This window comes from Arthrobacter sp. T572, assembly GCF_056780115.1.
Map to the genome: position 1 here is coordinate 1,109,251 of NZ_JBRAZQ010000002.1, position 22,514 is coordinate 1,131,764.

Consider the following 22,514-nt stretch of genomic DNA (forward strand, 5'->3'; position numbering starts at 1 on the left):
CCAAAGGCCCTGCCTGGCTTTGTGCTGCCCTGGCGCGGCAGCTTCACCACAAACTGACTACCCCTGTGGTTACTCAAAGAGGAGTTTCAATGTCTGTTGCCACCAATTCCACCAAGGAGTTGCTGGAAACGCCGGTCCTGAAATCGGCCATTTCCAAGGCATCGCTGCGGCTGATGCCCATGCTTGTCATCCTGTACATCGTGGCCTTCCTTGACCGCACCAACGTTGGCTTCGCGGAGGCCGCGCTGGAAGTAGACCGGGGCATCACAGCGGGCGCCTACGCCCTGGGTGCCGGGATCTTCTTCATCGGGTATGCCCTGTTCGAGATTCCCAGCAACCTGCTGCTCACCAAGTTCGGCGCCAAGGTGTGGCTTGCCCGCATCGCCGTGACCTGGGGCATTGTTTCTGCCTGCTTCGCGTTCGTCCAGGGTGAGACGTCCTTCGTGATCCTGCGTTTCCTGCTCGGTGTCACCGAGGCCGGACTGTTCCCCGGCGTCATCATGTTCCTTGCTGCCTGGTTCCCCAACAAGGTCCGCGTCAAGATGTTCGCCATCTTCTACCTGGCACAGCCCTTCTCCCAGATGATGGGTGCACCGCTGTCCGGATGGCTGATCAACATCGGCGACCAGGTGCCCGGCGTCGCCGGATGGCAGGTCATGTTCTTCGTTGAAGGCATGCTGGCTGTCGTTGCCGGCATCGCCGCCTACTTCTTCCTCATCAACAGCCCGCAGGACGCCAAGTTCCTCAGCAAGGAAGAGAAGAAAGCCCTGACCGACGTCATGGCGCTGGAAGACACCGTCAAGGAAGAATCCGGCCCGCGCGGCGTCCTGGCGTCCATGCGGAACGGCCGCGTCTGGTACTTCACCGTGATCTACTTCTGCCTGCAGGTTGCGGTGTACGGTGTCACGTTCTACCTTCCGCAGCAGGTCGCCCAGCTGACGGGACAAAAGGTGGGGCTCGCCGTCGGGCTCCTGGCCGCCATCCCGTGGTTCTTTGGCATCTTTGCCTGCTACTTCATCGGCAAGGCCGCCAACACTGTGGCGCGGCGCCGCCGCTGGGGCACGGCACTCTTCGTCTCCACCGGAATCTGCATCTTCGGTTCCGCGTGGGCCGGCGCCAACCACCTCCCGGCGGTGGGCATCATCTTCATCACCCTCGCCGTGTGCAGCTTCCTGTCCACCGGCCCCATCTGCTGGTCCTACCCGACGGCGTTCCTCACCGGTACTGCTGCCGCTGCGGGCATCGGCCTGATCAACTCCCTGGGCAACCTGGGCGGTTTCGTGGCTCCGATCCTCCGGACCACGGTCAACCAGGTCACGGCCTCAGACACAGGAACCATGGGCGTCTACGCGCTGGGTATCCTGCCGTTCGTCGCCGCAGTGATGATGTTCGGAACGCGCGCGTTCAGCAACAAGGCCGACGAGCTGCTGGGCAAGTGACATTCCTCAAAAGCGGGACCCAGTACATCGGGGTCAGCACCAAGATGTACCTCGGCTACGCGCAATCCCTGGCGTGGTTGCGACACCTGGTGAAAGAAGTGGACGCCCGTCCGGCCCTCGCGGCCGGACGGGTAGTCCCGTTTGTCATCCCGTCCTTCCCCGTGCTGCCGGACGCGTCCGACGTGGTGGCCGGTACGCCCCTGGTGCTCGGTGCGCAGAACTGCGGGTGGGAGGACGGGCCCTGGACGGGCGAAGTTTCCCCGTCGATGCTGGCCGAGCTGGGGGTGGGCCTTGTTGAAATCGGGCATGCCGAGCGGCGGCGCTGGTTCGGCGAGTCCGAGGCGATGATCGCACTCAAGGTGCGTGCCGCCGTCGAGCATGGTCTCACTCCCTTGCTGTGCGTCGGGGAGACCGAACGGGTGCCTCCGGCTGAAGCCGCGGCCTTTGTGTTCGGGCAGATTGAATCGGCAGTGTCCGGCGACTGGTCCCTCGCCGGGAAACTGGCTGTTGCCTATGAACCTGTATGGGCCATCGGTGCTGCGGAACCTGCTTCGGCGCAGTTCGTCTCTGATGTGGTGTCGCGGCTGCGTGGCCTGCTGGCCCCGCAGGACCTGGCCGGGCTGCCCATCATCTATGGGGGCTCTGCCAAGCCTGGGCTCCTTCCTCAGCTGGACGGGGTTTCGGGGCTGTTCCTGGGCCGCTTCGCGCACGATCCCCTGAACTTCGGCCGCGTGCTGGACGAAGCCCTGGCCCTCCCCAGCTAGGCCCCGCGTTTCCCCAAGCTAGCCCCCGTTCTCCCAACCAGCCCCCGTTCTCCCAACTGGGTCGCACTTGTGCGCGTTTTGAGCCCTCATAACGCGCACAAGTGCGACCTACTTGGGTACTTAGGCGCGCTGGCAGAGGGCGATGAAGCCGCCCAGGTTCTCCAGGCCTTCGGGATGTGTGGGCAGGTAGTTGGTCAGTTCGGGTGAACGCACGACGACGGCACGCCACTTCCCGCGCGACACCGCCACGTTGATCCGGTTGCGGGAGAGAAGAAATTCCATGCCCCGCGGAACTTCGCCGGCCGCCGAAGCGGCCATGGACGCGATGACCACCGGAGCCTCCTGGCCCTGGAATTTGTCCACCGTTCCCACCCGGACTGCGCCGAGCCCGGCGGCACGGAGCTGGTGCTTGATGAGTTGTACCTGGGCGTTGTAGGCCGCGACCACCAGAATGTCAGTCTCGGAGAGGGGGCGTGGGGCGGCTTCCTCTTCGGAGGGATCCAGCCACGTGAGGCCCACATGGGCTTGCACCTGGCGCACCACCTCTGCGGCCTCTTCCGGGGATGACGTGGAGTTGCCGGTGTGGTGTACATAGACGCACGAAAGCCCGGGCTGTGCAGCGTCGAGGTGTCGCTTTGACGCAGCCAGTGCCGCCTCGAGCCGGCCATCGTAGGACAGGGCGGACACGGCATCGCACAGCGCAGGATGCATCCGCCACGAGAGTGCCAGGAAGTAGCCGAGCTCCGGTGGCAGGGTGTTGTAGCCGTCCGAGAGCCAGCCCAAAGCGGATTCATCAACCGGCTCGGGATGTGTTCCCTGGGTAACCTGAGGCAGTTGCTGGGGATCGCCCAACAGCAGGAGGCGCTTGGCGGCGCGGCTCACGGCCATGGTATTGGCGAGCGAGAATTGCCCGGCCTCGTCGATGACCAGCAAGTCCAACGAACCTGCGGGGACGGAGCTTCCCACCATGGTCCACGCGGTTCCACCGATCAGTGCGCCGCCCGGCCTGGAGAGGGCTTCCTGAACGTCGGCCTTGGCGCATTGCGTCCACGGCAGGGGGTCGTGGTGTTTGACCTCCTTGGCCACCCTCTGCGGATCGACGCCGGCTTTCTCCACGGCAGCGCAGAGCATATGTTCCACCACGGCGTGTGATTGCGCCACGACGCCCACTTTCCAACCGTCAGCCACCAGCCGGGCCAAAACGTGGGCCCCCACGTAGGTCTTCCCGCTGCCCGGAGGTCCCTGCACGGCAAGGTAGGAGTTGTCCAAATCCTTGACGGCTGCCGTGATCGCTTCGATGTAGCCGTCCGGTCCGGATGGTACCGGCGGCAACTCGCTTAGCGTGCGCAGCCTGGGTGGCTTCCTACGGACCAGATCCAGCCCAGGGTGGTCCGGCCACTCCGGCAGGGTGCTACGCAGGCGGGTGGCCAGAGCGGCCAACGCGGCCTTTTGGCCGGTGGTGGGTATGGGACTGTCCGGCGTCAGTGCCATGGGAAGCTGGTTGAATTCTGCTGAGTCTTTGCGGAGGGGCTCGCAGATGGTGACCGACTCCAGGTCCCCTTCGTCGCCTACTTCGAGGACCTCTGTGTTGTTCCACCCCGCCCTGCCGAGCGCTGCGGATTCCTTGGCCGCCAAAGCGTCGGGCAGGGGAGGGCCGTACATGCGGAAGTAGGTCTTGCCCGGCTCCAGCCCGGCACCGTCCCCGGAACGGCCAACTAGCTTGACGATCCTTGCCGGCTGTTTGCGGGGGCTTGGCTTGGCCCAGTCCTTCACTACCTCAGCGTGGTCCACAATGAACAAATCCCGCCCGTCCTCCCACTGCGAGGTGGGTTTCTCAAGGCGATCAAAATGGCCCCACCAGTACTGTTTGTCCTCCCGGCGGTGATACCCAACCCCTGCTGCCACGATGGCAATGGCCCGCGCATCCGTTGAGGCACGCTGGTCCTCCGGCAACCCGTCAAGGTAGTGGAACAGCGCCTGTTCCTCCGGTGCGGCTTGGTACTTGTCCTCCTCCGGTGGGGGCCCGTAATCCTCCGACGCGGCATCAGCCCCAGCGGGAACAATGCCCCGCTCCGCAGCCCGTGCCAGCAACCAGTTCCTTAGCTCCAGCGTGGAGAGGCAGTCGTACTCGTTGTAATCGCGGATGCTTTCCAGGATGGCTGCCGCCTGCTCCGCTTGTCCGGTGTCCCGTGCCGTGCAGTAGTCGGCGTAGGCAACCACGGAGGCGCCGGCGTCGGTCACGTCACCGGACCGCAAGTGCCGGCCCATATACAGGGGCTCGAGTTTCTTGATGCTGTAGGAGTTCTCCGACACCCGGAGGCTGTGCCGGACGGTGTCATACAGGTCCACGAGGACGCCCTGGCGCAGGAGGTCGTCGACGGCGGCCTCACCCACCACATGTGTCAGTGACAGGTTCCGAAGGGCGGTTTTCTCGTAGGCGGCGTAGTGGTAGATGTGCATGCCAGGGTACTGCGCCCGGCGCTTGGCAACGTAGTCCAGGAAGTCGACGAAGGCTTGCCCCTCTTCAGGCCGGGAGTGCGCCCAGAACGGCCGGAACACTGGTATTGCCCCGGGTTCGGTGGGGTTTTCGATGACCCCGAACAAGTACTCCAGTCCCCATTTGCCGGTCACCGGGTCCTGCCAGAGGGGGTCGCCTTCGAAGTCGAAGAAGATATCTCCCGGATCAGGATCGGGCAGCCTGCCCAGGGTGTTGTCCGGCAGGATCTTGTAGCTCACGGTCTTGGCCGTACCCGCTTTGTCCGTGTAGTTGACCGTTCCGTCCGGATTCCCGGTGCCGGTCTGGAGCTGGGCCTGTTCGCGGAGCCGCAGGAGGGTGTGGTCACCCTCCTGGGGAAGGGCCGCCAGTTGGTCGATGGTGGTGACGCCGGACTCGATCAGCTTCTTCCTCCGGCTCAGGCGCATGCCCGCCACCATCAGAAGGTCTCGATGCAGCAGGACCTGCTCGGCACAGAAATCACAGCGGCCGCACGCGGTGTAGCGGGGATCTCCCCACTGGACCGGGCCGGGCGCGGCAACATGCTCAGCTGTCATCCTGAGGAACCGGTCCCGGCGTTCCCGGAAAACAGGCAGGATCTCCAACAAAGGGTGGTCCGAGTGGACCCGGTTGCCCAGGACCAACGTCACGGTCGGGTCAGGCGTGATCCCGGCCTTGAGGAGCTGATCGCCATAAGCTGCCAACTGCAGCAACGCAGTGACCTTGGCGTGCCGGGCCAGTTTGGTGTCGAACACAGCGTATGTGCCGCCCGGTTTCCTGACCAGGAAGTCGGAGCGTCCGTGGAATTGTCCGTCGAAGAACGCAGCCTGGAATACGATGTCCGCCCCGGACCGCAGGGCGTCGATGGATTCCGCGTGCTTGGCCGAAAGGCTGGCGCGGTCCATCGCGGAGGCGGGAACGACGTCGTACACGCCTTTTCCAGTAGCCGCATCCCAAGGCCCGAACTCGGCGATGAAGTCGTCCAAAACCTTACGCTCGTGGACGTCGCCCAGCTTGGCGGTGCGTTCCAGCATGGCGTCCTTGGCGAAATCCGGGGCTGGCGAGCGTCCCAGTTTCACGTCCAGTGTGCGCAGCAGCTGGTACTCGCAGGTGGCAGCTATGACGAGGTCGCTGGCCGAATAGACCAGGTCCTGCGGCGCGCCCGGTGTCTCCGGATCGAGGAAGAACACGGTGACCTACTCCAATCGCTGAGCAAAGCTGAAACCCTTGCAGCCAAGCTATCAGCGGCCACCGACGTTTTTAGCGTGCGGTGCCTCTAGACTGCCCCCATGACGCAAGGAACCCACACTACGGACCCCGCCTTCGAAGCAGCTTTCGAGGCAGCTTTTGAGGCAGCACAGAAGAGCCTGCGGGAAGGCGGCATCCCGATCGGAGCCGCTTTGGCGCGCGGCGGTGAAATTATCGCCAGCGGCCACAACGAGCGCGTACAGAACGGCGACCCGATCGCCCACGGCGAGATGTCAGCCCTGCGGGCAGCGGGGCGTCAAAAGAGCTACAGGGACACAACCCTCTACACCACGCTGGCTCCCTGTGCCATGTGTACCGGGACCATTATCCAGTTCAAGATCCCGCGCGTCGTGGTGGGGGAGGCTGAGACCTTCCCCGGCGAATTCGACCTCCTGCGCTCCAGAGGCGTTGAGGTGCTGGTCCTCAACGACCCCCGGTGCGTGGACATGATGCGGACCTTCCAGCGCGAACGCCCCGAACTGTGGGCGGAGGACATCGCCGAGTAGCGGCCATCGCGTGGAAGACCAGCGGTAAAGGTGCGACGGCGGCACCAAGGGCGGGGTGCCGCCGTCGCCGGCTGCTGGGAGCCACATGTCAAAGAGTCATCCGACGACTATTTGGCAGGCTTCCCTGGAGCCGACCGGCGGGAACGGGCCGCCGGAGTGGAAGGGATCAGTTCTTTGACCTGGGCCACCACGGCGGGGTTGGCACCCCGGCTGCCCAGGTCCTTGGCCAGTTTCTCCACCTCGGACTTCGCTGCAGCAGCATCGTCCGCCATGACATGCAATCCGGTCCGCAGCTCCACCAGGTTCCGGTAGGCGAGGTTGTTCGCCGCGCCTCCGCCTTCCCGGTAGCTGGCAAGCCCCGGGTCGGTCAGGGCAAGTGCCCGTTCCGGGTCGGCGCTGTGGTGCTTGACCAGCTTTGCTTCCTTCCGGCGGTAGAAGTCGTCTCCCACGGACTGCGCGACGGCGGTCGCGGCCTTGACGCCCAAAGGCTCGCCGCCGAAACGCTCGGCTGCCTCGGTCAGGGTATCCAGCCCCTTGCTGAGGTACGGGGACATGGACCCTTCGAAAGCGAGGGTGAGACCGACCTCGCGGGTGAAGAACTCAGGAGCGAAGCGGTCCTCTTCCCGGGTGACAGGGAAACCAACGCGCAGAGGCAAGGTGTTCGACGCCTGGACGATGCCGTCAGTGGAGTACACGGCCCTGACCAGGTACTGGCCCGGCTCGTCGAAGGCGAATCCTTCAACGCCAAAAGCCAGCTGGACCAATTCGCTGTACCGGTCGCTGCCGTCGCTGTCCCCACCCGCCGGTGCCAGGGTCACCGGTTCCGGAAGGCCGTAGAAGCACACCACGGATTCGTGGAGCACCACGGTGCCATTGGGCTTCTGCACGTACACGGTGGTATTTCCAAAACGCGGATCAAGCCGCCCGTCCACCAGCAGTGGAGCGTCGCTGGTGTTCCTCAGTCGGAATTCGATCGCCACCGGCTCCATGTAGTCGAAACGGGGCTTGGAGGACAGCATCAATTCCACATCGCTGCCGGGACCGGAGACCGTCATGGACCCGGCCGGAGATTCCAGGTGCCCGCCGGACGCCCAGGGATCGCCGCCCATGATCACGGCGGCTCGATCCCCGTGGCGCAGGTGGAGCAACTCGTCGTCGTCGAAGCGGAACCTGAAGTTGCCCCAGAACGTATCTGCGCCGTTGCGCTGGTCGTACTTCCAGTCGTAGTTCATCCAGGAGAGGGAATCGGGCCGCGCCTTGTCCCAGGCGTGCAGGTAGTTGAAGGCGTGGCCGGCCTCGTGGACCCAGGTGTACAGGAAGTGGCGCATTGCCCATGCCTGGTCCTGGGTGGTGGGGGTGGTCACCAGGTTGGTGAACCACGAATGGTTGCGGAACACTGCGAAGCCCTGCCTGTCCGGTCCGCGGCCGGCACCGCCAAAACCGGCGGCGGCGTCGAACATGATGCCACCCACCCCGGCATTGTCAAAGATGCCGGCCTGGATGCCCCACATGTTCCACGCCGGCCAGCCGGAGGTGAACTTGCCGAACGAGGTTTCCATGGCGTCGTGCAGTTCACCGACGCTCCAGGACGAGAAGCCGGCAGCACTGTCATCAATCACCGTGTGGACGGGATCCACCGTGACCGCCACTCCGGCGTCGCGGTAGGCGGACTCGATCGTGATGGTGCGGTTGGAAAGGTCGGCCGGCCTGTTGTTGTGGAGGTGCGTGTTGTACACGGGGACCTTGGGCTCGGAATCCACCGAGGCGCAGTAATCCAACTCAAGATTGATATCGCGGAAGCAGTCCGAACGGTACTCGCAGGCGTACGGCTGGCCCGCTGTGCCCCCGCTGGTGAAGGTTGCCACAGCCCCGGTGATCGCGCCTTGCGACCAGGACACCACGATCTTCACAGTGGTGGCCGGATGGGTTCCTTTCCAGTAGCGGACAGTTCCGGTGATGTGGGCGTTGCACCTGGTGATGCTGACCGTCGGCCTGTCCACGATCCACGATTCCACATACGTCTTCACCAGCTGGAACCGCCCACCCACACGGACGAACCGGGTGCTGTAGAAGTCGCCGCTGACTTTGTTCAGGACAGGGCCCTTCAGGTTCCTTCGTGGATCGATATCCAGGCGCAAATCCAGGGAACTGCCGATCAGGGCAGCACCTCCCTGGCGGCCTTCGTACCTGCCGCTGATTGCTGTGGACCGCCAGCACCGCCACCAGTCTTCCGGTGGCCACGGAACAGGACCGGGTGGCAGGGGCGAAGGATCAGGAAGGGGAAAGGGGCCAGGGCCCGGTGGGACCGGCGGGAGCGGCGGTACGGGAAGGGGGCCGTCGGGGACAGGTGTGAATTGGGATCCGGGGACGTTGGGGGAGTCCATGGGGGTTCTTTCTCGCGCTGGAATCACATGTGCGTTCGCCTGGGAGTTCGCTCAGGCGGCATGCCGGTTCCGGGCAGGGGGTGCGAATGTGGAAGCCCTTACGAGTCAAGGATGGCCAGTGCCCAGAAGCCGTGAGTAACCCGAAAATGAGGATACTCCAGCGAATGGAATATATCCAGAGGGGTTGCGGAATTTTCTCCCCTCCGGGATGTTCCGGCCGCTGGTCAGCGGTAGCAGCCAAGCGTAGGCTGGCATGTATCGGCGCAGGAGCCGAAGGACCCCGCGTCGATGAATCCCAATCGATGAAGGAGGACCCATGAGTGTCGTACGCGAATTCATGACAACGGATGCCCAATGTATCCCGGAAGACAGGACTCTCCAGGAAGCCGCCCGCATGATGAGGGATCTGGACTGCGGTTCACTCCCGATCTGCGGCATGGACGGCAAGCTCACCGGCTTCATCACCGACCGCGACATCGTGGTCAAGTGCCTGGCCGAGGGCAAGGATGCACGCGAAGTCCGTGCCAACGAACTCGCAACCGGCAAGCCCTACTGGATCGACGCTGACGCCAACGTTGACGAGGCCATCTCCATGATGGAGGAGCACCAGGTGCGCCGGCTTCCTGTCATCAGCGACCACAAGCTGGTAGGCATCATCAGCCAGGGCGACATCGCCAGGAACTACTCGGAACAGCGCGTGGGCGAGATGGTGGAGCACATCTCCGCCAAGGAGCACATGCACCACTGAGGCGTCCGCCGTCGTTGAGGCCCTGGGGCAGTCAACCATCCGGCCCAAACCCATGAATCCAGCCGCCGCGAAGCGCTCCCCGTCAGAGGAACGCCTCGCGGCCCGTTCCTTCACGCAACACCAGCCCGCCTTCCTCGATGGAGACGATCAGGCTCTTGGGTTTTCCCGCCAGCTTCCTGGTGGCGCTGAGATTCCTGCTGCTGACCTCCACGCCCACGGTGGCGCCCTTGGCCGGCAGCTCCACTGTCAATTCATCGGCCATGCCCAGCAGCATCTTGGTGGAAACGTTCCGCTGGGACACGGCTTCCTTGCCGTTGACGGTCACCGACACGTCATCGGACTCGAACCCGTCCTGGAGGATGATCAGGAGTTCCTGCATGCTCCAACTACAGCACCAAGACCCCGTTCCGGATAGGCCCTGTGCTGCCCCGACCTGAAAACTGTCAGCCGGGTAAGGCAAACTGTCATGGTGACTGAACTACTCCACACAGACGCTGCCATCTATGAACTGATCGCCAAGGAACTTGGTGTCAAAGCCTGGCAGGTCAAGGCCGCCGTGGAACTGCTCGACGCCGGATCCACCGTTCCGTTCATCGCCCGCTACCGTAAGGAAGCCACCGGGACGCTGGATGACACCCAACTGCGGGACCTGGAAGAACGGCTCCGCTACCTGCGGGAGCTTGAAGAACGCCGCAAGAGCGTCCTCGAAGCGATCGAAGCCCAAGGCAAGCTGACCCCGGAACTGCGTGCCGCCGTCGTGGTCGCAGACACCAAGGCGCGGCTGGAAGACATTTACCTGCCCTTCAAGTCCAAGCGACGCACCAAAGCGCAGATAGCCCGCGAAGCCGGGCTGGAGCCGCTCGCCGACGCGCTGCTGGCAAACCCCCGGTTGGACCCCGTGACGGAAGCCGCCAAGTACCTCAACGCAGAGCACGCGGTGGAGGACTCTGCGGCAGCGCTCGCCGGCGCCCGGGCAATCCTGGTGGAGCGCGTGGCCCAGGATCCCGACCTCGCTGAGGACCTGCGTGAACGCCTGTGGAAGCAGGGACGCATGGTGTCCCGCGTCAAGAAGGGGATGGAAAGCGAAGGCCAGAAGTTCAAGGACTACTTCGACTTCACCCAGGTCCCGTCCGGAATGCCGTCGCACCGCGTGCTTGCCCTCTTGCGCGGCGAAAAGGACGGTGTCCTGGAGTTGGACCTCGCCGAGGCAGATCCCGCGGACGACGACGCCCTGGCCGCCGCCCGCACCAGGTACGAGAACGCTGTGGCCAAGTGCCTTGGAGTCGCCAACCAGGGCCGCCCCGCTGACCTGTGGCTGACACAGACGGCACAGCTCGCGTGGCGCGGACGCATTCTGGACCGGCTCACCACCGACCTTCGCGGTCGTCTCTTCGCCGACGCCGAGGATGAGGCCGTCCGTGTCTTCGCTGCCAACCTCCGGGACGTCCTGTTGGCCGCTCCCGCCGGCAACCGGGCCACGCTGGGGCTCGACCCCGGGCTCCGGACCGGCGTCAAGGTGGCTGTGGTGGACGGCACGGGCAAAGTGGTTGCCACGGACACCATCTATCCGCACGCGCCCGCGAAGAAGTGGGACGAGGCTTTGGCCACGTTGGCACGCTTGGCCAGGCAGCACAGCGTGGAACTGGTGGCTATCGGCAACGGCACAGCTTCGCGGGAAACGGACAAGCTGGCAACGGAGCTCATCAAGTCCCTCGATGCCGCAGGCATGCCAGGGGTGCAGAAGCTGGTGGTCTCGGAGGCCGGTGCATCCGTGTATTCCGCGTCGGCACTGGCTGCCTCCGAGCTTCCCGGCATGGACGTTTCGCTCCGCGGCGCGGTTTCCATTGCGCGCCGCCTGCAGGATCCCTTGGCGGAACTGGTCAAGATCGAACCCAAGTCGATCGGCGTGGGCCAGTACCAGCACGATGTCACGGCGGCCAAGCTCGACCGTTCGCTGGATGCCGTGGTGGAAGACTGCGTGAATGCCGTGGGCGTGGACGTCAACACCGCCTCCCCGGCGCTCCTGAGCCGCGTGGCAGGTGTTGGTCCGCTGCTCAGCGAGAACATCGTGGCCTACCGGAATGAGAACGGTCCCTTCGGCAAGCGCAGCGACCTGAAGAAGGTACCCCGGCTGGGGGCCAAGGCGTTTGAACAGTGCGCGGGATTCCTCCGGATCACTGGCGGGGCAGAGCCGCTCGATGCCTCCAGCGTTCACCCGGAAGCCTACTCAGTCGCTCGGAAAATCCTGGTTGCCGCCGGCGGTGGTCCAGCCACGTCCCTGGATCCGCAGGCTTTTGTTGATGGAACCTTCGGGTTGCCGACGGTCAAGGACATCATGTCCGAGCTCGAAAAGCCCGGCCGTGACCCCCGTCCTGCCTTCAAGGCAGCCTCGTTCTCCGAGGGGATCGAGAAGATCTCGGACCTGGTGCCCGGCATGATCCTGGAAGGTACGGTGACCAACGTTGCCGCGTTCGGTGCCTTTGTGGATGTCGGCGTACACCAGGACGGACTCGTCCACGTTTCTGCCCTGTCCAACAAGTTCGTCTCCGATCCACGCGAGATCGTGAAGTCCGGGCAGGTGGTAAGGGTCAAGGTGCTCGAAGCCGATCCGGAGCGCAAGCGCATCTCGTTGACGTTGAGGCTCGACGACGAACCCGGTGCCGCCGGGCGTGGTGCCGGTGGACGGAGCGCAGGCGAACGTGACAGCGGCCAGCGCGGGAATGGCCAGCGTGGGCAGGGCCAGCGCAAGCAGGGTGACAACAGGCAGGGCGACCGTCGGCAGGGTCAGGGCAACCCGCGCACCGGTAGCCCCCGCCAAGGCAGTCCCGCGCCGGCGGACACGGCCATGGCCGAAGCCCTCCGACGCGCCGGCCTCGGCAAATAGCGCCGCCCCAGCCCACAGATTCCCACCCCTCACCCAAGTAGGTCGCAGTTGTGCGCGTTTTGAGTGCTCAAAACGCGCACAACTGCGACCTAGTTGGGCAGGGCGGGCAGAGGCTGGGCAGGCCGGGCAGAGGCTGGGCAGGGCGGGCTGGGGCGGGCCGGGCGGGCGGGGCTATGGTGCCGGGACGGGGAACAGGACCCGGGGGTCCTGCAGCAGGGCAGGGTAGTCGAAGGCTGCGCGGTCAATGACGTCGGTCAGTTCGAAGTTCCGCGCGAACTGCCCGTCAACGGTGATCGGACGGCCCACGACCCTTCCCAGTGCGAAGATCCTCCCGCCCTCGAACGGAACGGCGATCTCCGTCTTGCCCGGCAGGGTGCTGAACGCTTCCTCTGCTGCGAGGCGCTTGCGGGTTGGCTTCTTCGCCTGGGGCTGCGGGGTCCTCTTCTTCGGCCCGCCGAGGTTGCGGCGTGACTTTTCCTCCACGTAGACGAACTGATACTCGTCGGGATCTGCCTTGGCTTTGGCTTTGCGGTGCGGTGGCAGGCTGACGGTGGACAGGTCTTCCGGGCGGAGGTCCTCGACGGGAGCCCGCAGGATCCAGAGGCGTTCGTCTTCCGGATCTTCCGGGTGGAAGGTGTGGCGCGGTTCCGGCCAGACGTAGTCCAGCCGTTCTTCGGTGCCGGGGAACAGCGGGCCGTAGAACCGGGGATCCTTGCCGATCAGCTTGGACCGGTGGCTGGCGTGCAGGTCTTCGTCGCCCAACCACGGCGGCATGGCGATCCGCGAAACGTAGTCGGGGTGGGCTGCCTGCGGAGCGAATTCGGTGATATTGGAACGGGTGTTGTCCGGATGTCCGCGCTGGATCCACTCGTCGGCCATCGCCAGGCCGTACAGGGTCAGTGCCGGGACGTGACCCATCCACATCCGGACGGCGGGGTGTTGCTGCCAGCCGTAGTGGGGGATGACCAGGGCGCGGAGTACCTGGAGGGCCTCAACACGCTGTTTGCCGAGCCGCGCGGTGTCCAGCGCCGCGGCGCTCTCGCGGAAATCGGCGAAGGGGAGGAAAGTCTGCATCCCTTCAGTTTGGCGGTGCGGCCGCGCATAACCAAGTTAGGTGCCCCGGGACACATGCAGTTGTTCGGGCCTACAGTGGTCGGGTGGAAACTATTGGTGAGAAAACGACGACGACGGCGCCCCCGGTTGCCGAACTGCACCTGCACATTGAAGGGACCCTTCAGCCGGAACTGATCTTCTCCCTGGCTGAACGCAACGGCATTGACCTGCCATACGAAGATCTTGACGAACTGCGCGAAAAGTACGAATTCACGGACCTCCAGTCCTTCCTGGACCTCTACTACGCCAACATGGCGGTTCTGCGCACGGAACAGGACTTCACGGACATGACCAAGGCGTACTTGGAGCGCGCAGCGGCCGGTGGAGTGCGCCATGCGGAGATCATGATGGACCCGCAGGCCCACGTGAACCGGGGAGTGCCGCTGGAGACGTGCGTCAACGGCATCGCCAACGCCCTGGCTACTTCCGAGGAGGACTTCGGGGTGTCCACGCTGCTGATCGCTGCGTTCCTCCGGGACGAATCCGAGGACTCGGCGCTGGAAGTGCTGGAGCAACTCCTTGCCATGCATGCCCCTATCGCGGGTATCGGCCTGGACTCCGCAGAGGTGGGCAACCCGCCGTCGAAGTTCGAGCGGCTGTACCAGCGCGCCACCGAAGCCGGACTCCACAGAATTGCCCATGCCGGAGAGGAAGGTCCTGCCACGTACATCACGGAGGCGCTGGACGTCCTGCATGTGGAACGGATCGACCACGGGATCCGCTGCATGGAAGACACCGAGGTGGTGCAGCGGCTGGTAGCCGAACAAGTGCCCCTGACCGTGTGTCCGCTCTCCAATGTCCGGCTGCGGGCCGTGGACAAGCTGAGCGACCACCCCTTGCCGGACATGCTGGCGATTGGGCTCAATGTTTGCGTGAATTCGGACGATCCGGCGTACTTCGGCGGTTATGTTGACGACAACTACGAGCAACTGGTCAAGGTGCACGGGTTCTCGGTCCCGGAGCAGGCCACTTTGGCCGCCAACTCCATCCGGTCATCGTTCGCCAGCGATGCCCGGAAGGCTGAACTACTGGACCAGGTCACGGAGTGGGTCAAGGCATCAGTCCCGGTTGAGTAGCGTTGGGGCGGGTCGAGCTGCCGGAGGCGAGACCCGCCCATCACTTTCGGCCGCGTCCGATGTCACACTCGGTCACGACACACGCTGTTAACCAATTACAGTCGCGCAAATTAACAAATCATTGGCAAACTTCTAGGGAGCATCCACCCATTGAAGGAGAAGCATGGGCGCGAACACCGCCGAGAACACCAACCTTCGTTTGAAGGCCGTATTGGACATCCTCGCCGAAGGTGTCTGGTCCGGAACGACGCTGAACGCCGGTGAGGTACTGGCCGAGGCGATTGCCCGTGTCCCGTTCAACGCCCACGAGGCTGAACTGCTCAGTGGCGGCATCCCGCGCGGACACAAGACCCTGACCTCCGCCTCCGCCAAGCTGGTCAAGGCCGGTTGGCTGGTCAAGGGCCGTTCCGGCTGGACCATTCCCGAGGATGGGCTGCGTGCCACGGTCGCCTTCCCGGACGTTGCGGCTTTTGCGGAAGCGCTCGACGCCGGGACCCCCATTCCGGACGATGTCGCCGTTCCGACCGCCCCGCCGGCCAAGCCCAAGACCAAGCGCGCCGCCGCACCCAAAAAGGCTGCCGTTCCCAAGAAGGCTGCGGCTCCGAAGGTCGCCGCCGCGAAGAAGTCCACCCGCAAGGCTCCGGTCGAGGCAGCGGCGACCACCGCCGTCGAGACCCTTCCCCAGCCCGAGGCCGTTGCCATCGCTGGTGACTTCAACAAGATCCTCGGCGCCCCCGAGGACTGGGCCCCGCAGTATGACGAGGCGCAGATGGAGTTCAACCCGTTGGTCCAGCTGTGGTCGCTGACCGCGGAACTGCCGTCCGGCTTCTACACCTACAAGATCGCGCTGAACCGTTCCTGGGATGAGAACTATGGCGCGTTCGGCACACGCGATGGTGCCAACCATGAGTTGAACCACGACGGCGGACCGGTCACCTTCACGTACGACCACGCCACGCGCGACATCGTAGTGGCCTAGCTTCCCGTCCCACGAATCGTGCCCTTGTTCGTCCATCCCTACCTTGAAGGAGGGGAGCGGCGAACAAGGGCACGATTGGTTAAGGTGGGTCCATGAGTGCAGAGCACGTGAGGTTTACCGCACGGGTATCCGGCGTGGTGCAGGGCGTTGGTTTCCGCTACTGGACGGCTCGGAAGGCCGAGGAACTCCTTCTGAGCGGGACGGTTCGGAACCGTTTTGACGGGTCCGTTGAGGTGGTGGCCGAAGGGCCGCACCCGGACGTCGACCGCCTGCTGGACTGGCTCAATTCGTCCAACGCTCCCGGGCAAGTGGAGGACGTTGCGGCCGACATCTCGGACGCGACCGGGGAATTCGACGACTTCCGGATTATCGGCTAGGCCCCTGGGGACGACGCTGCAAGTCCGGACTCTTTGGCAGCAAGCAGCAGTTCCTGATCGTAAGCAACCAAGTTGTCCACTTGGAGTCGGATGGCCGTGGCCAGATGAATCGCGTCAGCGCTGCGGAGCTGCCTGGGCATTGCTGAACCGAACATCAGGTCAGCACGGGTTACATCCACCAAGTTGATCGCTGATAGGACGTCGTTGACCACGTCGAAAGGTAAGCTTCGGCGGCGGGCTGCACAGTGGAGTTCCGTATAGAGCAGCATCGAAGCGACCAGATGCCCTCCGGAGGAGCTGATGTAGGTCAGGTGATCGGCGAGGGTTTGCGACTCCCGTTCGTCAGCCACCAACTTCAAGATCGCCGAAGTGTCTGCATAAACGATCAACGATCACCGCGCAGGTCGGCGAGTATCTCGGCTGTCCCAAGCTCAATTTTGACTCGCGGTATGAGACGGAAATCCCCTGGCGAATCTACCGCTGGCCGAACGCTTCCTGCTTGCAAAAGCCGTTCAAAGGGCGACGAAGAGGGTGGAATGAGCGTAGCGGCGACCTCGCCGTTGTTGGTCACATCAATGACTTCGCCATTCTTGACACGCTCAAGGATGAGGGTGCCAGCCATCGGGCGGGTCGCTTCGATGTAGTGCTCCAACCGCTGCAGTGCCGGCTGGGAAGAGGAATCGCGGACGGCATCGGCACCCACCGCGTTTGCGGCGGCCAGGGCATGGCCATGCGGCAGCCCGGATTGCAGCGCCAGAACCAAAGCTGCGCAGAAGGCATCCCCGGCGCCGATGGTGTTGGCGATGTCGCTTACCGTGACGGCGGGAGCTTCCGCCACCCTTTCGCCGTTCTTGAAGATCGCCGAACCTTCCCCGCCGTAGGTCACAGCCACCAGCGGGGCGTTCCGCAGCTCGGGGATGAGCTCATATTCCGTTTCGTTGACGATCACCAGGTCGCAGCGTTCCAGGAGTTCGGGCAGCAAAGGTGCGGCCGGTGCGGCATTCAGGGCGAAGAAGCCCCTGGTGCGGCGGGCGGTCTCCAGGACCACCCTTTGGTCGACTTCGAGTTGGCACAGCACTGCCTCGTCCTCGGCGAAGGATACGCCGTCCACGGAGACCTGCCCGTTGGCGCCCGGGCACACGACGATCTGGTTTTCGCCGTCGGAATCCACCAAGACCAGCGCGGTGCCGGTGGCGCCGTCAACCTGCGCTACGTCCGCAACGTCGACGCCGGCACGCGCCATGGCATGCAGCAGGGTGCGGCCCGCTTCATCCTGGCCAACGGCCCCGACCATGCGCGAGGCACCAGCGAGCCGGGCAGCGGCGACGGCCTGGTTGGCGCCCTTTCCGCCGGGCTGTTGGCGAAGGACGCCGTCGCCCACTGTTTCGCCGGGGGAGGGGAGCCTGTGGGTGGTCGCCGTGATGTCGAGGTTGATGCTGCCAACGACGGTCAGCGCAGGCGAAGTCAGGGAAGAGCTCATGGGAAGGCCTATCTGGGAAATGAACTTCAGGAGGACTGGATGACGGAGAGGTGCCCGGCCCTGGCAGCCACGAGGCACTTGGCCAAGTAGAACGGGGCTCCGTTCCGTCGGACGTACTGGGTGAGGACCAGGACCGGATCGGAAGGCCGGAGGTCCAGGAGTTTGGCGCGGCTGGGACCGGCGGTGCTGAGGCTGATCTGGCACTCGCCTGGGCCCAGGGTGGTCCCGGTCAGGCCGGCCAGGAGTTCCAGGAGTGTCGGCGCGGGGAGCCCGGGAGCTTCGGCGGCCTCTGTCAGGGCCCCGGCCTCAGGAATGTCCTGCGCTACGTTCTCCTGCAGGTGCGCCACGGGCTCGCCGTTGCGGATCAGTACGCTTTCCCAGAACCACACGTCGTCATCGGGCTGGTCGCCGAGGCCGGGCGCCACGAATTCCGAGGCCGGCTGTTTGATGGCCGCCACCCGTTTGACCTGGATATCCGAGTCCTGGCCACCCAGCAGTTGGTCAAACGGACGGATGTGCTCGATTCCAATCCGGGGCAACGAGTCGGCCACAAACCTGCCAACTCCGCGTCGTGCCCGCGTGAGCCCGTCTTCCTCCAGGAGCATCAGCGCTTCCCGGATGACGGTGCGGCTGACGTCCATCATGTTGCCCAGTTCGGTTTCCGTGGGCAGGAGTGAACCCGGCGGCAGGAGCTTGGTCCTGATCGCCTCGGCGATGCGGGAGTAGGCGGCCACGCGCAGGGGTTGGCCCTGCTGGGCTGCGATGGGGCGGGACAGGAACTGGACGGCGTTGTCGGTCAAGGGAGCCTCGCTAGGAATCGGTTAGGGACACTGTACCGGAGAAATGTGAGAGGTTGCACAAGCTCGTAATACATGCTTGTATAACAACTCACATCTCGCGGCGCTTGCTGGCGCCCTCGGACAAAGGAGTTTGATGTGAACATCCCCAACACCGCGGTGGAACCGCAGGAGACAACGCTCGAGGCAGCCGAGACAGCCAAGGCAGGCCGTTTCCACGGCAGGGCCGCAGCGTTCCTGATCACCACCCTGGTCCTGGCCGTGCTGGCGTTCCAGCTCAACGCCAGCATGATCACCCCGGCCCTGCCGCACATCGGTACGTTCTTTGGCGAATCTCCCGAGGCCGTGGCCCAGGTCCAGTCCATGTTCTTCCTGGCAGGTGCCATCTCCGGCCCGGTGATCGGGAGGTGGAGCGACTTCATCGGCCGCCGCACCGCGCTTCTGCTGGTCCTGGCCATCATGGGCGCAGGTACGGTGCTGTGCATCTTCGCCCCGAACCTTCCCCTGCTGGTCACCGGACGCTTCCTGCAGGGCGTCTCGAGCGCCATCTTCGCGCTGTCCTACATCGTCCTCAACGAGCATCTGCCGGCACGGCTTTTCGGCACGTCCATCGGCATCATCGCAGCCATCAACGGCGGCGTCGGCGGAGTGGATGGCTACTTCGGTGGCCTCATGGCTGAAACCATGGGCTTCCAGTCGATCTTTGTCGCCGTGCTGGTACTGGCCGCGATCGCCGTCGTCTGCGTCATCAAAGTAGTCCCCAAGGGACGGTCCGCTGCAGCCGCCGGCACTATGGACTGGTGGGGCGCCGGTTCGCTCTCGGTGTTCCTGGTCTTCATCACGTACTTCGTGTCCACCGGTTCCTCCGCAGGCTGGACGTCACCGGCGGCACTCGCCCTCCTCGCCGGCAGCATCGCGTCCTTCACCGCCTTCTGGCTGATTGAGAAGAAGCGCCAGACTCCACTGGTTGCCGTCCACCACCTCCGTTCCCGCCAGGTGTGGCCGGTGATCGCCACCACCGTGCTGACCCTGGCCGGCATCTTCGCCATCATCAACTTCACCGTGGTGCTGCTGAGCCAGGACAAGAACAGTGGTTTCGGCCTAACCGCATCGGTGGCGGCACTCTTGTTCCTGACGCCCGCTGCCCTGATCGGCGTATTCGCTGCTCCGCTTGCCGGTTGGATCGCCGACCGCCGTGGCTGGATCAAAACCGTCCGCGTCGGCTCTGCAGCCAGCCTTGCCTGTGCGATCGTCGCGGCCATGTTCGCCAACAACCAGGTGGCTGTCCTGATCGCGATCGCCGCGTTGGGCATTTTCTACAACGGCTTCTTCCTGACCGCGATCAACGGCCTCTCCGTCCTGCTGTCGCCCAAGGAAGCACCGGCTGCCCTGCCGGGCATCAACGGAGCGAGCTTCGGCATCGGGGCGAGTCTCGGCGTCGTGGTCGTTGCGCCGTTCGCCGGCCTGGGCACCGCAGCCGGGTACTCCACGGCCCTCTGGATTTCCGTGGGCATCACCGTTCTCGCGTTCATCGTGAGCCTGTTCATCGCAGCGCCCAGGGGCGAAAAGATCTGACGCACGACGCCGGACCCCGCCACCGGGGGCCACTGACCAACCCTGTTCCGAAAGACCCGAAATGAGAAAACCATGAACCATCCCGCACCCTTCTTCCTCGACTGCGACACAGGTATCGACGATGCCCTTGCCCTCGCCTATCTCCTGGCATCGCCGCGGGCGGAGTTGGTGGGGATCGGGACGGTCAGCGGCAACATCAGCGCCGCCGGGGGCGCCCGGAACACCCTGGACCTGCTGAAGCTTGCCGGTCATCCGGATATTCCTGTTGCCGTGGGCGCCCACGATCCGCAGGTTGGCACGTTCCACGGTGGAGCCCCGCATGTGCACGGCGATAACGGCATCGGGGGCGTGGACCTTGAGCCGTCCGACCGTGAGCCCGTGCCGGGTACGGCCGCGGAACTCCTGGTGAAGCTGGCGCATGAGCATGCCGGTGAGCTGCGCGTCGTGGCCATCGGCCCGCTGACCAACATCGCCGAGGCCCTGCGGCTCGAACCCAAGCTGCCCGAACTCGTGGCCGAGCTGACCATCATGGGGGGTGCGGCGTTGGCCCCCGGAAACATCACGCCCGTGGCCGAAGCCAACATCGCCAACGATCCCGAAGCCGCGGCGGAGGTTCTGGCTGCCGACTGGGATGTGACCCTGGTGCCCCTGGATGTCACCATGACCAACGTCCTGGAGGAGAGCCACCGCCAGGAACTCCTGGCCTTCGATCACCCTGTTTCGCAGGCTCTTGGCGGGATGCTGGGCTATTACTTCGGTTTCTACGTGGACATCTTCGGCCGGGCCTGTTCCGCAATGCACGATCCCCTCGCCGCGGCCATCGCCGTCAGGGGAGTGGAAGTGGCTGTGGCGCCCAAGATGCGGGTGGCCGTGGACACCACCCATGGCCCGGGCCGTGGCCAGACTGTGTGCGATCTCCGCGGGCAATATGTGGGCTTCCCGGATCAGCGCGGCGCACGGTGCAGGGTAGTGCTCTCGATCGGGGAGGAGTTCGCCCCGCATCTCCTGGGAACCATGCAGGCCGCCTGGCTTAGTGACGCCCAGACGCCAGCCCCCGCCGCCTAACCCAGGTGCGTCCCCTCCCAACTAGTACGAAAGTAGTGGTGGGTTAGGCTGCGGTGACCGGGGTGATGGTGACGTTGTAGCCGAGGTTGTTGAGTTGTTTGATGGCGTTGTTCTTGGCTCTGGTTGGGTTGATCCTGTTGAAGTGGTCGGCGCCGGGGTCGGTGTAGCACTCGCCGTTGCGGAGCATGTGCCAGGCCGCTGTGAGGATGGAGTGTTCGATGTCGACGAGGGCTTTGTTGGTTCCGGAGCGTGCGGTGATGCGGCGGTATCTCGCGGCGAGGTAGGTGTTTTTGGATCGGGTCGCGGACATGGCCGCGGTGCCGAGTGCTGCTTTGAGGTATTTGTTGCCGGGCATGATGTGGCTGGATTTGATCCTGCCGGCGGATTCGTTGGCGCTGGGGCAGACCCCGGCCCAGGACGCGAGCCGGCCCGGGGTTTCGAACACGCTCATGTCAGCTCCGGTTTCGGCGATGATCACTTCGGCGACTCGTTGGGATACTCCGGGGATGGTGGCCAGGGCTTCCCTGGCCTCACGAAAGGGTTCCATCGCCTCCTCAATCCGTGCCGTGAGGGTATCGATGGTGCGGGTGTGGGCGTCGATCTGGTCCAGGTGCAGTCGTGCCATGAATGCGTGGTGGGGTTTGAACCTGCCGGTGAGGGCGTCGACCAGTGCCGGGATTTTCGAGCGCAGCATTCCACGGGCCATCCCGGCCAGCACCTCGGGGTTCCGTTCGCCGTTGATGAGGGCTTCGAGCATGTCCCGGGAAGAGACCCCGGTCAGGTCTGAAACCACGGAAGAGAGTTTGATCCCGGAGCTTTCCAGGAACTTCTCCAGCCTTTGGATTTCCCGGGCCCGGTCGCGGGTGGCGATGGCGCGGGCCCGGGTGAGGTCCCGCAGTTCGCGGATGGGTTCGGGCGGCACGAATGATGCCCGCAGCAGCCCGTGCGCGGCCAGTTGGGCCAGCCACGCGGCGTCGGAGACATCGGTTTTGCGTCCCGGGATGTTCCGGGCGGCTTTGGCGTTGACCAGCATCACCGGCAGGGTTTCTTCGAACAGGTAGAAGAACGGTTTCCAGTAATCGCTGGTCGCTTCCATCACCACAACAGTGACGTGTTCGCGTTCGAGGAACTCCCGAAGTTCCAGGATCGCGTGCGTGGTCGCGCCCCAGGTTGTGACCTTTGAGGTGTAGGTCCCTGCCCGTTCTCCGGGGACCCGCACGCAGACCTTCGCGTCGCGTTTGGAAATATCCATTCCCGCGGCCCGTTCATGAACAATGTCCATTCCAGCTTCCCTTCAATACATCCAGTTACCGGCGTCGTCTCGGGGAGGACAGGGAGAATATTCAGGAATCTAGTACCCGTGCTTGAAAGCAACAATCCACGGTTCCCGTGGAAGTCCTCCACGCCACGCTGGGTCACGGACTCAAGGCACCAAGTTGGGCCGGCGTTCACCGAGACGAACAATCCCATGATCAACCCGTATGGGCAGAGCCCACCAGAGCCCAGGCGAGCCAACCGCATACTTTCCCGGATCACGGCGCGCCGAAGGCACTCACACGCTGGGTCGCATTAGTGCGCGTTCTGA

At 64.4% G+C, this 22,514-nt stretch carries 17 protein-coding genes and 1 pseudogene; 10 read left to right on the forward strand and 8 right to left on the reverse strand.

Going from position 1 to position 22,514, the window contains the following annotated elements:
• The first annotated feature begins 89 nt into the window (after positions 1-89).
• Positions 90-1,439, forward strand: coding sequence for an MFS transporter (locus ACUYMZ_RS06390; protein ID WP_481602477.1), 1,350 nt, complete (start codon positions 90-92; stop codon positions 1,437-1,439).
• The gene (locus ACUYMZ_RS06395; protein WP_481602478.1) at positions 1,436-2,203 is read left to right on the forward strand and encodes a triose-phosphate isomerase family protein; all 768 of its coding nucleotides are present in this window, start codon (positions 1,436-1,438) and stop codon (positions 2,201-2,203) included. Before ACUYMZ_RS06390 ends, ACUYMZ_RS06395 begins: the two co-directional genes overlap by 4 nt.
• Positions 2,204-2,323: 120 nt before the next feature.
• On the opposite strand, the gene ACUYMZ_RS06400 is transcribed toward ACUYMZ_RS06395, so the two are convergent.
• Positions 2,324-5,887, reverse strand: a complete 3,564-nt coding sequence (locus ACUYMZ_RS06400; RefSeq protein WP_481602479.1) for a TM0106 family RecB-like putative nuclease — start codon at positions 5,885-5,887, stop codon at positions 2,324-2,326.
• A 99-nt stretch (positions 5,888-5,986) separates the two neighbouring features.
• On the opposite strand from ACUYMZ_RS06400, the gene ACUYMZ_RS06405 reads away from it, so the two are divergent.
• Positions 5,987-6,451, forward strand: a complete 465-nt coding sequence (locus ACUYMZ_RS06405; protein ID WP_426006295.1) for a nucleoside deaminase — start codon at positions 5,987-5,989, stop codon at positions 6,449-6,451.
• 107 nt (positions 6,452-6,558) lie between these two features.
• Here ACUYMZ_RS06405 and ACUYMZ_RS06410 read toward each other — a convergent pair whose 3' ends face one another.
• A complete protein-coding gene (locus ACUYMZ_RS06410; RefSeq protein ID WP_481602480.1) occupies positions 6,559-8,835 on the reverse strand; it encodes a hypothetical protein in 2,277 nt (758 codons plus the stop codon).
• Between the two features lie 316 nt (positions 8,836-9,151).
• On the opposite strand from ACUYMZ_RS06410, the gene ACUYMZ_RS06415 reads away from it, so the two are divergent.
• A complete protein-coding gene (locus tag ACUYMZ_RS06415) occupies positions 9,152-9,583 on the forward strand; it encodes a CBS domain-containing protein (protein WP_481602481.1) in 432 nt (143 codons plus the stop codon).
• A gap of 82 nt (positions 9,584-9,665) precedes the next feature.
• Here ACUYMZ_RS06415 and ACUYMZ_RS06420 read toward each other — a convergent pair whose 3' ends face one another.
• Complete coding sequence (locus ACUYMZ_RS06420; protein WP_426006298.1) at positions 9,666-9,962, reverse strand: hypothetical protein; 297 nt, start codon at positions 9,960-9,962, stop codon at positions 9,666-9,668.
• Between the two features lie 87 nt (positions 9,963-10,049).
• Between ACUYMZ_RS06420 and ACUYMZ_RS06425 the strand changes: the two genes are divergently transcribed.
• Positions 10,050-12,467: a Tex family protein gene (locus ACUYMZ_RS06425; RefSeq protein ID WP_481602482.1), complete on the forward strand. Its 2,418-nt coding sequence runs from the start codon at positions 10,050-10,052 to the stop codon at positions 12,465-12,467.
• 171 nt (positions 12,468-12,638) lie between these two features.
• Here the strand turns inward: ACUYMZ_RS06425 and ACUYMZ_RS06430 are convergent, their stop codons facing one another.
• Positions 12,639-13,541 (reverse strand): MSMEG_6728 family protein, encoded by a 903-nt coding sequence (locus ACUYMZ_RS06430; RefSeq protein WP_481602483.1) that lies wholly within the window; start codon positions 13,539-13,541, stop codon positions 12,639-12,641.
• A gap of 83 nt (positions 13,542-13,624) precedes the next feature.
• On the opposite strand from ACUYMZ_RS06430, the gene ACUYMZ_RS06435 reads away from it, so the two are divergent.
• From ACUYMZ_RS06435 to ACUYMZ_RS06445, 3 genes are all read left to right on the forward strand, one after another.
• A complete protein-coding gene (locus ACUYMZ_RS06435; protein WP_481602484.1) occupies positions 13,625-14,656 on the forward strand; it encodes an adenosine deaminase in 1,032 nt (343 codons plus the stop codon).
• Between the two features lie 163 nt (positions 14,657-14,819).
• Positions 14,820-15,635: a pullulanase X25 domain-containing protein gene (locus ACUYMZ_RS06440; RefSeq protein WP_481602485.1), complete on the forward strand. Its 816-nt coding sequence runs from the start codon at positions 14,820-14,822 to the stop codon at positions 15,633-15,635.
• Positions 15,636-15,727: 92 nt separating this feature from the next.
• Entirely contained in the window at positions 15,728-16,012 is a 285-nt protein-coding gene (locus ACUYMZ_RS06445; RefSeq protein ID WP_481602486.1) for an acylphosphatase, read from the forward strand.
• Here ACUYMZ_RS06445 and ACUYMZ_RS06450 read toward each other — a convergent pair.
• The 3 genes and pseudogenes from ACUYMZ_RS06450 to ACUYMZ_RS06460 form a co-directional block, all read right to left on the reverse strand.
• Positions 16,009-16,401, reverse strand: a complete 393-nt coding sequence (locus tag ACUYMZ_RS06450; protein WP_481602487.1) for a type II toxin-antitoxin system VapC family toxin — start codon at positions 16,399-16,401, stop codon at positions 16,009-16,011. The two genes, ACUYMZ_RS06445 and ACUYMZ_RS06450, sit on opposite strands and share 4 nt — an antisense overlap.
• Positions 16,402-16,637: 236 nt before the next feature.
• Positions 16,638-17,492: pseudogene (locus tag ACUYMZ_RS06455) on the reverse strand (PfkB family carbohydrate kinase); the annotation flags it as partial.
• A 26-nt stretch (positions 17,493-17,518) separates the two neighbouring features.
• On the reverse strand, positions 17,519-18,292 hold the full coding sequence (locus tag ACUYMZ_RS06460) for a GntR family transcriptional regulator (protein WP_481602488.1): 774 nt from the start codon (positions 18,290-18,292) through the stop codon (positions 17,519-17,521).
• A 135-nt stretch (positions 18,293-18,427) separates the two neighbouring features.
• Here ACUYMZ_RS06460 and ACUYMZ_RS06465 point away from each other — a divergent pair, with 135 nt between their 5' ends.
• Both ACUYMZ_RS06465 and ACUYMZ_RS06470 read left to right on the forward strand, forming a co-directional pair.
• The gene (locus ACUYMZ_RS06465) at positions 18,428-19,864 is read left to right on the forward strand and encodes an MFS transporter (RefSeq protein ID WP_481602489.1); all 1,437 of its coding nucleotides are present in this window, start codon (positions 18,428-18,430) and stop codon (positions 19,862-19,864) included.
• A gap of 72 nt (positions 19,865-19,936) precedes the next feature.
• Positions 19,937-20,929: a nucleoside hydrolase gene (locus ACUYMZ_RS06470; RefSeq protein ID WP_481602490.1), complete on the forward strand. Its 993-nt coding sequence runs from the start codon at positions 19,937-19,939 to the stop codon at positions 20,927-20,929.
• 43 nt (positions 20,930-20,972) lie between these two features.
• Here ACUYMZ_RS06470 and ACUYMZ_RS06475 read toward each other — a convergent pair whose 3' ends face one another.
• Positions 20,973-22,211 (reverse strand): IS110 family RNA-guided transposase, encoded by a 1,239-nt coding sequence (locus tag ACUYMZ_RS06475; protein ID WP_481602491.1) that lies wholly within the window; start codon positions 22,209-22,211, stop codon positions 20,973-20,975.
• Positions 22,212-22,514 lie beyond the last annotated feature (303 nt).

What these genes read in the sequence shown, in the direction of transcription:
- ACUYMZ_RS06410 (WP_481602480.1), bottom strand. Translation starts at nt 8,835, where the DNA reads ATGGACTCCCCCAACGTCCCCGGATCCCAATTCACACCTGTCCCCGAC.
- ACUYMZ_RS06415 (WP_481602481.1), top strand. Translation starts at nt 9,152, where the DNA reads ATGAGTGTCGTACGCGAATTCATGACAACGGATGCCCAATGTATCCCG.
- ACUYMZ_RS06470 (WP_481602490.1), top strand. Translation starts at nt 19,937, where the DNA reads ATGAACCATCCCGCACCCTTCTTCCTCGACTGCGACACAGGTATCGAC.
- ACUYMZ_RS06425 (WP_481602482.1), top strand. Translation starts at nt 10,050, where the DNA reads ATGGTGACTGAACTACTCCACACAGACGCTGCCATCTATGAACTGATC.
- ACUYMZ_RS06445 (WP_481602486.1), top strand. Translation starts at nt 15,728, where the DNA reads ATGAGTGCAGAGCACGTGAGGTTTACCGCACGGGTATCCGGCGTGGTG.
- ACUYMZ_RS06430 (WP_481602483.1), bottom strand. Translation starts at nt 13,541, where the DNA reads ATGCAGACTTTCCTCCCCTTCGCCGATTTCCGCGAGAGCGCCGCGGCG.
- ACUYMZ_RS06475 (WP_481602491.1), bottom strand. Translation starts at nt 22,211, where the DNA reads ATGGACATTGTTCATGAACGGGCCGCGGGAATGGATATTTCCAAACGC.
- ACUYMZ_RS06405 (WP_426006295.1), top strand. Translation starts at nt 5,987, where the DNA reads ATGACGCAAGGAACCCACACTACGGACCCCGCCTTCGAAGCAGCTTTC.
- ACUYMZ_RS06440 (WP_481602485.1), top strand. Translation starts at nt 14,820, where the DNA reads ATGGGCGCGAACACCGCCGAGAACACCAACCTTCGTTTGAAGGCCGTA.
- ACUYMZ_RS06420 (WP_426006298.1), bottom strand. Translation starts at nt 9,962, where the DNA reads ATGCAGGAACTCCTGATCATCCTCCAGGACGGGTTCGAGTCCGATGAC.
- ACUYMZ_RS06390 (WP_481602477.1), top strand. Translation starts at nt 90, where the DNA reads ATGTCTGTTGCCACCAATTCCACCAAGGAGTTGCTGGAAACGCCGGTC.